An 11,500-nucleotide genomic window follows, 5' to 3' on the forward strand; every position below is an offset into this window, starting at 1 on the left:
TTGACTGTCTGGTGGGCTTCACGGGGGTCAGGCGAGAGCGGCATGCGTGGCGGCAAGGCGGCGCTCAGCGAGCCGCTCCCCGGTCGCCAGCGCAGCCGAAGTCATGATGTCCAGGTTGCCTGCGTAAGCAGGCAGATAGTGCGCGGCGCCCTCCACTTCGAGAAATACCGTGGTCTTTAACCCAGCCATTGCGCCGATCCCTGGAACGTTGAGGGCATGTTCCGCAGGGAAGCGTTCGAACTGCACTCGCTGCTTCAGGCGGTATCCCGGGACGTAGCGCTTGACCCGCTCAACCATGTCCTCGATCGCGCCTTCGATTTGCGCCTCGTCGCCCTCGGCTGAAAACGTGTAGACGGTGTCGCGCATCAGCAGAGGCGGCTCGGCCGGGTTCAGGATGATGATCGCCTTGCCCTTGTGCGCGCCGCCAACCACTTCCAGCGCCCTTGTCGTCGTCTCGGTGAACTCATCGATATTGGCCCGCGTACCCGGGCCCGCGGAGCGGCTGGAGATCGATGCGACGATTTCCGCATAGGCCACCTCGGTAGTCGATGCGATGGCGGCCACGATAGGAATCGTCGCCTGCCCCCCACACGTCACCATGTTGACGTTGCGCGCGGCGAGGTTCTGCTCGAGATTGACCACCGGGACGCAGTACGGCCCGATGGCGGCCGGCGTCAGATCGACCGTCAGGATGTCGGGCTTTCGTTCGCGAAGCAGACGATCATTGGCGATATGCGCGTTGGCCGACGTCGCGTCGAAGACGATGTCGATATCAGCGAACTCGGGCTGGTCGACAAGTCCGGCCACGCCCGACGAGCAGACTGGAACGCCCAAACGCTGTGCGCGCGCGAGTCCGTCGGACGCCGGGTCGATTCCGACCATCGCCCCCATTTCGATATGCACGCCGTGCCGCAGGACCTTGATCATCAGGTCGGTCCCGATGTTGCCGGAACCGACAATGGCCGCCTTGAGTTTTTTGCTCATCGATTTCCTCTGGAGTTCGGAGTGTCAGCGCGCGTAAATGACCGCGTCGTCGTTACTGAAAAGCCGCTGCACTTCGGATGCCCGAAGCGCAAGCACTGTTCGCTGATTGATGTAACCCTTGTCGGTGATTTCACCGAGTTCGATCGAAGGTGGCGAGGACAGGATCAATGCACGGTTGGGTCTCTGGGACGAGCCGACTCCGGCACACAGTTCGACCAGCAGTGCCTGAAGCGTCGCCCGAACGCTTGCGCAACGAACCAGTTCATCGCCCGTGAATGCGTTGTCCACGTCTTTCGCCAGTGCTCGTAACGCTGGCGACGGGAACACCAGAATGCCGACTTCATCGCGGTCGTGACCGGCCACGACGACATCGAGCGCGTACGGTGCGAGGCCTGACAACACCCGTAGTCGGAGTGGCCCCACCGAAACCCAGGTGCCAGTCGTCAGCTTGAAGTCCTCCGCCACCCGGCCATCGAAAATGATTCCCTGATCAGGATCGTCCGGATTCACAAGGCGTCCAGCGTCGCCGATCAGATAGAACCCTTCTTCGTCGAACGCCGCGTGGGTCTTTTCCGGATCGCCTCGGTACTCACGGAACACCGACGGACCGCGCACGCGCATTTCGAACTTTCCATGTGTCGGTACAAACTTGAGCTCAATGCCGGGCGCTGGCACGCCGATATTTTTTGCGTCTTCCGTCTCGAAGTGAGCACTTGTGACAACCGGCGATGTTTCCGTTGAACCCCATTCAGTGGTCAGGAAAAGCGGCTCGTCCCGGACCACGGCGGCAGCGGCCTTCAACCGGTCCGAAGTTTTCTGCGCAAGTGCGGCGCCCGCAAAGAACAGAATCTCGAGCCGGCCGAAGAGCGAACGCGCCGCGCTCACGTCGGCTTCGAGAACCGGAAGCAGCGCGTCATACCCTTTCGGCACGTTGAAATACATCGTGGGACGAACGGCTTTGATGTTTTCCACGGTCCGTTCGATTTTCCCGGGCATGGGTCGCCCATCGTCGATGTAGAGCGCCCCGCCGTTCCGAAGTACAAGGTTGAAATTGTGACTCGTGCCGAACGTGTGGCTCCAGGGAAGCCAGTCGAGTATCACGGGACGGTGGCGATCGACGAACGGCCAGCATTGGGCAATCATTTGCTGGTTAGCGCAGAGCATGCCGTGTGTATTCACGACCAGCTTCGGCGAGCCTGTCGAGCCGGACGTCAGCAACATCCGGGCAGGCGTGTCGCGTGTAATCGAAGTAAACGCGGCATCGACCTCCGGTGTCGCTGGTGCGGCGGTCAGATCGTCGAAGCGGATGCCGTTGCGCGGCGCGTTAGCGCTGTACACGACAGGCACCCGCCGTGCGTAACCGTCGATGACGCCGGCGTAGAGCGCAGCATCCTCCGCATAGATCAAGGATGGAGCGATCTGGTCGAGCATCGCGTAGAGCTTGCTACGATCGTTCGCAGCGCGCGAGTAGGCGGACGACACGACTGTCATCGCGCCGCCGATGTGCATCACACCGAGACTGAGCAGCGCGAGATTCACGCTGTTATCCGACAGGGCAACGACCGGCTGGTTGCGATCCAACTGCAGATTGATCAGGGCCTGCCCGATACGCCTCACCTGCTCGAGCGCCTCGGCATAGGTAACAGTGTGCCATTCGCAAGGATCTCGCGACGCGACACATTCTGCGAATAGCACGGCGTCGGGCGTGCGACTCGCCCAGTGGAGCAGCCATTCTCCGATGCAACGATCGTAAGGACGAAGTTCGACAGCAGAGCGCAGCACAAAGCTGTCATCCTCGCGTTGCTCACGAACAATCGAGGGTCTTGCCAGTGCGCCGGGCAACGTGAGTGGCGAGCGGAATGAGATTTCGTTCATGGTCCGCTCAATCATCTGACAGTTCGCATAACTTAACGCCTGCTGGCGACGTAGACCCACCATAAAAACCGTTCATCCGTTGTCTCCTTTATTGTTTCGCGGGAATGTCATCCGATATGGCAGGTGACGCATCCCAGGCCCGCTATCTGCAGGTCAAGACTGTCGCCGGCACGGATCTGCACCATGGGTCCAAGCGCGCCGGACAGCACGACGTCCCCCGCACGCAGAGGCTGCCCCACTTTTGCCAGTGTTCTGGCGAGCCACAAGGCGGCGTACAGAGGATTGCCCAGGCAGGCCGCACCACTTCCTTCGGATGCAGCGCTTTCGTTGCGCTGGAATTCCATCTGGCACGCAACAAGATCGACATCCGTGATCCGGCGAGGTGTGTTCCCAAGTACGTAGAGCCCGCAGGAGGCGTTGTCGGCCACGGTGTCGACGAGCGTAATCTTCCAGTCGGTGATGACGCTATCGACAATTTCAATGGCCGGCAATGCGTATTCGACTCCGTTAAGAAAGCGCCCCCATGTGATGTCCTCGCAATCGAGGTCCCGTCCCATCACAAACGCAACCTCGCCCTCCGCTTTGGGTTGCACGAGATTCTCGCCGGCCACGACGTCGCCGGTAAGAAACTCCATATCGCTGAACAGCACACCGAAGTCGGGCTGGTCGACGCCCAGTTGCTGCTGAACCGCCTTCGACGTAAGGCCGATCTTCTTGCCGGAAATCCGCCGTCCCGCGGCGACGGCCTGTTCCGTGTTGACCTCCGCAACGGCGTACGCGGCCTCCAAACCTTCAATGCCGTAGGTTTGCGAAACCCGCGCGATTGTGCGACGCTCGGCGCGCGCGTTTCGCAGCGCCTCTGCCGCCTTCAATATGTTTGCCCGTGTCATAGCAGTCTCCAATTGCTTAGTCTGTTTTGCGTTGCGTACTCAGATGTCGGTGAGGACCGTCGGTCTCGTCTGTGCTCTGTATTGCACTTCGAGCACATCCAGCGACGCGCGCTCCTCTGCGAGGCACGAGCGATATTCCTCGACCAGCGCGTCGACCACGCAGGCGACCGGTTCGATCGACTCGATCGCGCCGATCCCGTGCCCAGCTGACCAGACGTCTTTCCATGCCTTGGGAGCCGTGCTGATATCGCCGGAGAAATCAATCTTCTTGTCCTCCTTCAACTGCGCCTCGGATAGACCAGCCCTGTCCAGCGTCGAACGCAGCCAGTTGGCCTGCACGCCCGACACTGCTTTCGAAAGAACGAGGTCTTCCATGGAGCCTTCCACCAGCAGCGCGCGATATTCAGGCTGCGCAGCGCTCTCGGGCGTTGCGATGAAGCGCGTGCCCATCACCACGAAGTCGGCACCGATGAGCTGCGCGGCACGGATATCGGGACCACTCATGATCGCGCCTGCCAGACCGAGCGGGCCACGCCAGAATTTGCGCACTTCCTTCACGAACGCGAAGGGATGGTAGGTCCCTGTGTGGCCGCCCGCGCCGGACGTCACGAGGATGAGCCCGTCCACGCCCGCTTCTACCGCCTTGCGCGCCAGCTCGACGTTGATGACGTCGGCCAACACGAAGCCACCGTAGCCATGCACCGCCTCGAGCACGCGCCGCGGGCTGCCCAACGCGGTCGACACCACCGTCGGCTGGTATTTCCTCACCAGTGTCAGTTCTGCGTCGAAACGGTCGTAGCTGCTGTGAACGATCATGTTGAGTGCCCATGGCACACCGCCGTCCGCCTCCGCGGTCAGCGCGATCGCCCTGAGCGCATCGTCGAGTGCGTCGATGTTTCGTGCGTTCGGCGCGGCGTACGTGCCGAGAAGGCCGGCCCGCGACGTGGCATTGACCAGCGCGGGGCTGGACACAAGGAACATCGGCGCGGCCATCACCGGTAGCCGGATGCTTTGAAAGAGCGAACGCAACGCGTCCGGTGTATCTCGTAAGTTCATCGTTTCAGTCATGTGGAACGTTGTTGTCAGGCTTTGCGCCGCGGGCGCCCGCGCACCTCCCAACCACCGTCGCTTTGCAGGACAGCTGCGGTGGTGGCTGGCGAGTTGGTCCGCGAAGCGAGCAGCACGTAATGGCCCGTGTGGTCCTCGGGTTGCGCGATAAACCCGAGAGGAACGGCGTCTGCCACCGCTTCAGCGAAGCCGGGAATGTCCGAAAGCCGCTCTGACTGTTTGCCAAGCGACGCCGGGCCTTTGAGCGGCGTCACGGTGCCGCCTGGCGCCACCCCGTTCACACGAACGTCGGGCGCAAGTTCGTACGCAAGCTGCCGAATCAGTCCGACGCATGCGTGCTTGGAGGCGACATAGACGGGGCCGCCACCGCCGGCATAGAAGCTGGCATTGGAGAGCGTGAAGATCATGCTGCCCCGCGTCTCCCGCAAGGCCGGTGCGGCGGCTTGCGCCGCCAGCAGATAGCCGAGCACGTTGACGCCGAAAACCTCTTCGAAGGTCGATTTCGCCGTGGCGCCGTCCAGCTTGCGCAGGGAGGCAAAGTGGTCCCACACTCCCGCATTGCCGACGAGCGTGTCGAGTTTGCCGAAAGCTTTCAGCGTTGCTTCGACGGCCTGGTGATTCGCTTCGGGCGAACGGACATCGCCTACCGTGATGACAATCCTCTCGCCGAACTCCTCGCGCAACGCATCGGCGCGTTTTCCGTCGCGGATGAGGACACCGGCGCCGCGCATGCCTTCCTGGAGGAAGCGGCGAAGGACAGCCAGACCGATGCCCGAATTCGCGCCGGTAATGAGTGCTACGTCGTCGTTGAGCCAGCCCATGATCAGAAGAAGGTATTCAGGTTTTTCGACATCAGGAGCGACTGCGTGATGACGATCTTGCGCCGTGCGATGCAGAAGCCGCCCGCACGCTCGCGCAACACGTCCTCGCGTCGGCCGAGAAGAAGGTCGTTATCGGACTCCCCGCGACTGCGGTAATTGACGAACGCCGAATGCACGCGGTACTCGCCGGGTTGTTCGCCCACGTACGCTTCCACATTGCTGATCACGTGGACATGCCGCGTCGGCGGGTCTTCAGCCCAGGCGGACGGCTGCATGAATCTCGCGACCCGTCGCGACAAGTCCTGGTGGTTGTCGTCGAAATATGCACCTCGGCCCGGTGCGTAGGCGCCGAGGCGATCGGCTCGACGGCGGTTTTCGATGGCCGGCATCCAGTAGTGAATATCGTCTGCCATCAATGCGAGCCACGCTTCCCAAGCCTCGTTGTCGAGCAGCCGTGCTTCCTGGAACAGAAACTGTTCGATCCTGTAAGCTGTGTCGCGATCGACGGTCTTGCCCGTTGGCTCAGCAGCTTCCTTTTCGAGTATCTTCATGCTCATGCCGACTCCTCCGACACTGAATAGTCGAAACTGGATTCCGGCAGGGTTCGGGTATCCCGTTGAGCAATCTCGTCCCAGTTGCGGGCGCTTAACAGGTCGCGCCAGCGCTGATAGAACGCTCTGTGGTTCGCTTCATTGACCTGATTGCGGTACACGTTGCCCGGCAGTTCGGTGTCCTCGATTCGCGAGCGCTGCCCGAGTCCCATATAGAGTTCCTGCTGGCGCGTGACGAACCCCGCGTTCGTGCGCGTCGAAAACTCGAAGTTCTCGCCGTCGTCCATCTCGAACACGCCTGACGGCGAGAAGGTCATCATTGCTCCCTTAAGCCAGCGGTCCTTGATGTCCTGCGGCGCGCTCCGGTTGACGATGGTCCATGTGTGCAGCTCGATCTTTCCCGGTCCGCGTGGATGCCAGACACGGAAAGTGTTCTGCCCAGGCAGAAACGACAGATTCGGGAACACGCTGACCGACGAGATCGAGCCGATCATCTTCGAGCGGAACACGCCGAGTCGTTCAGCGACCTTCGGCTGAATGCCGTAAAGATATTTCCTGATCTCCTTGTCGCCCAAGGTCGCCGCATTGCCGACGGTGTCTAAATTGAATTCCCAGCCATGGCCGTTGAAGTTCACGTGATAGGAGTCGGGGTCGCTGTAGACGTGGGCGACCGGTCCTCCGAGCATCGCCCGCGCAGCCGAATCGTGCGTCCACAGCGCGTGGTAGATGTCCCCGATGAAATTCTCGACGGGAACCTTCCAGTTGCAGTTGATGACAGACTTGACGCACCCACCAATGAACTCGGTGCCCTCTCCATCCATGTCGAGCATGACATCGAGGTAATAACGAAAGTCGCCCAACCACTCGGCAAGCGATGGTGCATCGGGGTCCATATTGCCGAACACAAGCCCCTTGTAGCTGGCCACCTGCGCAACCGGATGCAGGCCGTGCTCGGATTTGTCCATACCGCTCGCCTCGAAGAGCTCCTGTCCCGCCATACCTTTGAGCGCGCCGTCGATTCCGAAGCTCCACCCGTGATAATTGCACACGAAGCTGCGAGCGTTACCCGCATCCGTGAAGTTCAGCTTGTTGCCTCGGTGCGGACAAGTATTCAGGAACGCCTTGATCGTTCCATCCTTCTGACGCACGACGATCACATTGTCTTCCGCCATGTATGTCGTCAAATAATCGCCCGCCTTCGGAAGCTGGGATTCATGAGCAAGGAACAGCCAGCTGCGGGCGAAAATCTTCTCCAACTCCTGCTCGTAGATGCGCTGGTCCCAATAAACGCGCCGCGAAAGGCTTCCTTTCTCGAGGTCGACCAGTTGGTCGAGAAAGGGTAACGGTTCGCTGACAGGCGCGCGCCGCGTCCGCTCGCATTGCCCGGAACACTCGTGCTTTGACATTTCAACTCCTCAGATAGCTGACTCGGCGTCCACAGACTCCGCATCCAGATCGGCGAACACGTCCTCGCCCTCTTCAATTACGCGATAGGTGCGCAGATCGACCTCGCACGGGAACGCCACCGCCTGTCCCGTCGGGATATGGAACATTCCGTCGTGCACGGGGCACACGATCATGTCGCCGTCGACGATTTCGCCTTCCGACAACGATGCGGTCGCGTGTGTGCAAACGTCGCTCGTCGCATAGAAGCGGCCTTCAATGTTGTAGACCGCGAGCGGGCAGGTCGGCGTCGCCACCTTTCTTACCGAACCCGGCTCGAGGCTCTCGCGCTTGAGAAGAAATACCTTGTTGTTCACGCCCGCCTCACGACTCAATATGCAGTTGTACAAAACCGAGACCCGTCACCCACTCCGGCACGGGCTCGTAATCGATCACCTCGCCGCGAGCGCCCTCGAGCGTCCCCATCGCGCAGGCCCAGTTGCGGATTTCCATGCCGCCGTTCCCCCCGTTGTCGAGGATGTAGGCATCTGATAAGCCGCTGATGGCGGCGATGTCTCCCCGTTCGGCATAGCCGAGGATTTCGCGATCGAACGATTCGTTTACCTTGCCCATCTCCGCCGTGCCGACCCAGTGGCTGATGCCACCGCTGCCGATTACGACCACCCGCGCATCGCCTTCGTACGCTTCGACGGCATCGCGAATCTGGCGGCCGAGCGCGACCGCCCGCGGAATCCGGATATACGGATCGACGCCGGCCGCCAGGTACACGGGGATGGTGCCGACCTCAGCCCCAGAGTCGCGAAGCGGTTGCACGATCAGCTGGTTCGGGATACCCACGGAGTGATCGACAGTCAGCGCGCGCGCCACGGCCCAGTCGAAACCGTTCTCGAGGCCATGTGCGGCAATGTGCGCAGCAAGGTCCGCACTATCCGGGATGACAGCGCGCTTAAGACCCGGCAGCGCATCGAGAGGGCCGTCGACATCGCCGGTGCCGATCAGGAAGCTCGGCAGGCAGTGCGTGCCGAACAGCATGTAGTGGTCGGCACCGACGATGACGACACTGGTCGGCCGCAACGCCGCGAGCCGCTCCGCGCAGGAGTGGAAGGCACCCCACATGCGTTGCCGGACCGCAGGGGGCGGCGCGTCCGGCGCGACGAACATGACCGGATCGTGAGGGACGAGAAACCCTCCAACTACTTTTCCCATTTTCGGTTTCACTCTGATTTCTATTGCTTGAGAGCTGCCACGTGCACTGCTTCCCCGTCTACAACTGGGCGAAGCTGTTCCATGTAGGCCCGCATATCCCGCGAAGGCGACAGTTCCTGCCAGAAGCCCATAGTCAGCATCGGATTCACTCCTGCCTTCTGCAAACCCGCAACATCGAACGTCAAAACCATGTCGCATTCGACATCGGTTAGGGCGAACCGAGCCAGATACGACGCCGCGTCGTCGCTGAAGCGCTGCTTCGCTGAGCGATCGACGCTGAGCTGATGCAGAACACGCTCAAGAACATGTCGACTCATGGTGTCAAGCCAGGAAATGGCGGACGAGATGAAGGAAGTCCGCGCGACGTTCCGTCTGGACCCAGTGACCGCATCGACCGAACAGATGCAGATCTGCACGCGGGATGGCGCGGGCGAGGAGCTGGCCACACGCGGGCGGCACGACCCGATCCTCGCGGCCATGCAGCACGAGCGTCGGAGCTTGTACCTTCGTGACGACATGCTCCGGAAAGCCCTTCACGATCGTCGGCCCATCTGGATTTGGCCGCGGAATGAGCTTGCGCAGCGCATCCTGGGCGCCCGGACGCGCGCTCGCCTCGTACCGGTCCCGGATCATCTGCCCGGTGATGATCGACTGGTCGTACGGAAACAGACGCATCGTTTTTTCCATGTTCTCGAGCGACGGCTCGTACTCCCATGCTGAGCGCAGCCCTTCTGTCTGCTCGAATTCACCGGCGGGCGTGCCGAGCAGTACGAGCCGCTCAACCCGCGACGGATCGAAAACAGCGAGACCCAAGGAGATCGCGCCACCGAACGAATTGCCGACGAACGACGCTTTCTCGATGCCGAGCGCGTCCATGATGCCGGTCAAGTGCCGGACCCACAGCTTGATGTCGTACTGGTTACCGTCCTTGAACTCGGTAAATCCGAAGCCGGCGATGTCCGGCACGACGACACGGAACGACTCCGCGAGGTCGCCCATCACTCCCTTCCAGTTTGACCAGCCCGACACACCCGGGCCTGAGCCGTGAAGAAGAAAGACCGGCTGGCCTTTCCCTTGATCGAAATAGTTGGTTTTGTGGTCCGCAGCGACCAACTGTTTGCCAACGCCTGCCTGATCCGTCATCACCACCTCCTGTTCCATACGTATGCGTATGTTAAGAAGACTTATGCAGGTCGTCAATTCGAAAGTTGTTGGGGTTTACGCTGCATTAATACGCAAATTTTTGACTTAAATCATCGGGTGAATATAGATTCGCGTCATAGATACGCACTCGTATGTCATCACGAGGTAAAATGCAAGCCTACCTATAGGCAGGGATGCCAGAGATGCCGCGAGCGCGTGTTGAGAAAACCGGGCGAACCCAATTTGGACCTGAGGACTGGATTGCCGCCGCCACGAAAGTGCTGGTCAATCGCAGCATCGACGCCGTGGGTGTCGAATCGCTTGCGAAGGAAATGGGAGTGACGAAAGGCAGCTTCTATTGGCACTTCAAGGATCGGGAAGATCTGCTGCGCCGCATCTTGACGTCGTGGCGTGATGCCGCGACCGAGCAGATCATTCTCCGGTTCGAGAGCCGGAACCTGTCGGCGCGCGAACTGATCCGGGATCTGCTCACACTGCCATTCCGGGGTGACGCTGCGAAGGAAGCCGCGTCGATCGAACTCGCGATTCGTGCGTGGGGACGACGGGATGAAATGGCGCGCAGCATCGTAAACGAGGTCGACGCAAAGCGCCTCTCGTACATTGCACAATGCTTCAGCGCACTTGGATTCGGGATCGCGGAAGCCCGCTCGCGGGCCTTTGCGCTTTATAGTTACGAACTGGCAGAATCCATCCTGGAGGATCAGGGCACGCAGGCGCAGAAGGCTGAGCGTCGGGCGTTCGTAGAGCGCCTGCTGCTTGGCTAGGTGCCGCTTCGACCTCTAGAAGCGAAACGCTATGCCGGCTGTCGTAACGAGCGGATCAAGACGTACCGCGGCATGAACAGGCGCAGGGCCCAGATTCCCGGTCGCACTCGTACGCACGATGAATTTTTTGACGTCCACAAAGACGCCAAAGTGTTTCGTTATGCGGTACTCCAACCCGATCTGCGCCAACCCGCCCCAGGCATTCCGTGCCTGGAAGTGGGTAACGGAACCGTCCGTTGTATCGAAGATTTTCATAAACGTTACACCAGCGCCAATGTACGGATAGACGTTGTAACGGGCCAGAGCCTGGAACTGGTACTGAAGCGTCAGTGCGGCGGGCGCGTACTTCACTTTCCCGATCGTCCCGACACTTGCAACGGATCCCGTACCCGTCAACGTGGTTGTCGGCGGAACGCCGACGGTAAGACCTAAGGAAAGGCCTGGCGTGAATCGATAACCGAATTCCGCCAGAAAGGCCGCGTTGTTCTTTACATCCGCGTTTCCACCTGGTACCGGCTGTCCACCGGCTGTCAAATCCGCGTTCGCATTAAAAGCGATCCATGCGGCACCTGCTCGAACCCACCAGCGGCCGCCATCCTCCATCGTCGGCATATTTTGCGCGTGGGCAACGGCCGAGAACAACCCGAACGCCGCTAAACTACAGACCGATTTTCGTCCTGCCAACTTCAATTTCGTAGTACTCACCTTCCGTCTCCTGGTTTTTTGAAATTTCTCGTACCGCTACGGGGAAATCAGTGCAGGAAAATCATGCG

The 11,500-nt window shown here is 60.6% G+C and carries 13 protein-coding genes; 1 reads left to right on the top strand and 12 read right to left on the bottom strand.

Annotated features, from left to right (window positions below):
- Nucleotides 1-27 precede the first annotated feature (27 nt).
- The 11 genes from AC3WOG_RS10815 to AC3WOG_RS10865 form a co-directional block, all read right to left on the bottom strand.
- Nucleotides 28-984, bottom strand: coding sequence for an acetaldehyde dehydrogenase (acetylating) (locus tag AC3WOG_RS10815; RefSeq protein WP_492577981.1), 957 nt, complete (start codon nt 982-984; stop codon nt 28-30).
- Nucleotides 985-1,008: 24 nt separating this feature from the next.
- Nucleotides 1,009-2,859: a feruloyl-CoA synthase gene (locus AC3WOG_RS10820; RefSeq protein WP_492577982.1), complete on the bottom strand. Its 1,851-nt coding sequence runs from the start codon at nt 2,857-2,859 to the stop codon at nt 1,009-1,011.
- Nucleotides 2,860-2,966: 107 nt separating this feature from the next.
- A complete protein-coding gene (locus AC3WOG_RS10825; protein ID WP_492577983.1) occupies nt 2,967-3,749 on the bottom strand; it encodes a 2-keto-4-pentenoate hydratase in 783 nt (260 codons plus the stop codon).
- A 39-nt stretch (nt 3,750-3,788) separates the two neighbouring features.
- Complete coding sequence (locus AC3WOG_RS10830) at nt 3,789-4,805, bottom strand: NAD(P)H-dependent flavin oxidoreductase (RefSeq protein WP_492577984.1); 1,017 nt, start codon at nt 4,803-4,805, stop codon at nt 3,789-3,791.
- A 26-nt stretch (nt 4,806-4,831) separates the two neighbouring features.
- Nucleotides 4,832-5,638 (bottom strand): 3-(cis-5,6-dihydroxycyclohexa-1,3-dien-1-yl)propanoate dehydrogenase, encoded by an 807-nt coding sequence (gene hcaB, locus AC3WOG_RS10835; protein WP_492577985.1) that lies wholly within the window; start codon nt 5,636-5,638, stop codon nt 4,832-4,834.
- A gap of 2 nt (nt 5,639-5,640) precedes the next feature.
- Nucleotides 5,641-6,195 carry a 3-phenylpropionate/cinnamic acid dioxygenase subunit beta gene (locus AC3WOG_RS10840; protein ID WP_492577986.1) on the bottom strand — a complete coding sequence of 185 codons (555 nt, stop codon included), beginning with the start codon at nt 6,193-6,195 and terminating at the stop codon, nt 5,641-5,643.
- Nucleotides 6,192-7,595, bottom strand: coding sequence for an aromatic ring-hydroxylating dioxygenase subunit alpha (locus tag AC3WOG_RS10845; RefSeq protein WP_492577988.1), 1,404 nt, complete (start codon nt 7,593-7,595; stop codon nt 6,192-6,194). Before AC3WOG_RS10845 ends, AC3WOG_RS10840 begins: the two co-directional genes overlap by 4 nt.
- 9 nt (nt 7,596-7,604) lie before the next feature.
- On the bottom strand, nt 7,605-7,949 hold the full coding sequence (locus tag AC3WOG_RS10850; protein WP_492577989.1) for a non-heme iron oxygenase ferredoxin subunit: 345 nt from the start codon (nt 7,947-7,949) through the stop codon (nt 7,605-7,607).
- 7 nt (nt 7,950-7,956) lie between these two features.
- Nucleotides 7,957-8,799, bottom strand: a complete 843-nt coding sequence (locus tag AC3WOG_RS10855; RefSeq protein ID WP_492577990.1) for a DODA-type extradiol aromatic ring-opening family dioxygenase — start codon at nt 8,797-8,799, stop codon at nt 7,957-7,959.
- 20 nt (nt 8,800-8,819) lie between these two features.
- On the bottom strand, nt 8,820-9,116 hold the full coding sequence (locus tag AC3WOG_RS10860; protein ID WP_492577992.1) for a hypothetical protein: 297 nt from the start codon (nt 9,114-9,116) through the stop codon (nt 8,820-8,822).
- Nucleotides 9,117-9,120: 4 nt separating this feature from the next.
- Nucleotides 9,121-9,942: an alpha/beta fold hydrolase gene (locus AC3WOG_RS10865; protein ID WP_492577993.1), complete on the bottom strand. Its 822-nt coding sequence runs from the start codon at nt 9,940-9,942 to the stop codon at nt 9,121-9,123.
- A 203-nt stretch (nt 9,943-10,145) separates the two neighbouring features.
- Between AC3WOG_RS10865 and AC3WOG_RS10870 the strand changes: the two genes are divergently transcribed.
- Entirely contained in the window at nt 10,146-10,727 is a 582-nt protein-coding gene (locus AC3WOG_RS10870) for a TetR/AcrR family transcriptional regulator (RefSeq protein ID WP_492577994.1), read from the top strand.
- 15 nt (nt 10,728-10,742) lie between these two features.
- Here the strand turns inward: AC3WOG_RS10870 and AC3WOG_RS10875 are convergent, their stop codons facing one another.
- The gene (locus tag AC3WOG_RS10875; RefSeq protein ID WP_492577995.1) at nt 10,743-11,432 is read right to left on the bottom strand and encodes an OmpW/AlkL family protein; all 690 of its coding nucleotides are present in this window, start codon (nt 11,430-11,432) and stop codon (nt 10,743-10,745) included.
- Between the last annotated feature and the right edge of the window lie 68 nt (nt 11,433-11,500).

This window comes from Paraburkholderia sp. FW306-02-B, assembly GCF_058782725.1.